A 532-nucleotide genomic window follows, 5' to 3' on the forward strand; every position below is an offset into this window, starting at 1 on the left:
CCAGTCGCCGGTCAGCCCCGCGGCCCTGGTGCGCGTCGCGACCGAGGTGACGAGACCGCTCTGCGCGGGCGCGGGGGCGCGCAGCGCCGCCATCTGGCCGAGCGCGAGGTCGAGCGAGAAGCCGGGGGCGACGAGGCCGCGTTTCGCACGCTCGGCCTGCGTCGCGGTGTCGCCGTCGAGCGCGGTCGCGAACGCGTCGAGGCGCGCGCAATAGGCGTCGGCGTCGGCGGCGGTCCTGATGACGTGCGCGCTGTCGAGGAAGTCGGGGACGTCGAAATAGGCGCCGTCCTGCTGGCTGATGACATAGGGGTTGGTGGGGGAGCCGAGCCCGAACCGCTCGGCGGCGGTGCGCTGCTGGTTTTGTGAATAGAGCACGACCTCGCGGTTGAGGCGGCCGGCGTCGGAGAGCGTGGCGGGGGGCACGGCCTCGATCTGCGCGATCGTCCGGGTGGTGCGCGCGAGGTTCGCCCTGACCGCGCCGGGGGTGTAATCGCCGAGCCGGCTTTTCAGCGCGGCGTTGGCGCCCTTGTCG

1 protein-coding gene is annotated in these 532 nt (G+C 73.5%); it reads right to left on the minus strand.

Annotated elements, in window-relative coordinates; all coding sequences use genetic code 11:
• Positions 1-532, minus strand: a 532-nt coding sequence (locus sphst_RS13725) for a DUF885 family protein (RefSeq protein WP_234387656.1), incomplete at both ends; no start/stop codon positions are given.

The organism is Sphingomonas sp. STIS6.2 (assembly GCF_000732685.2).
GTDB classification, from domain to species: domain Bacteria; phylum Pseudomonadota; class Alphaproteobacteria; order Sphingomonadales; family Sphingomonadaceae; genus Sphingomonas; species Sphingomonas aerolata.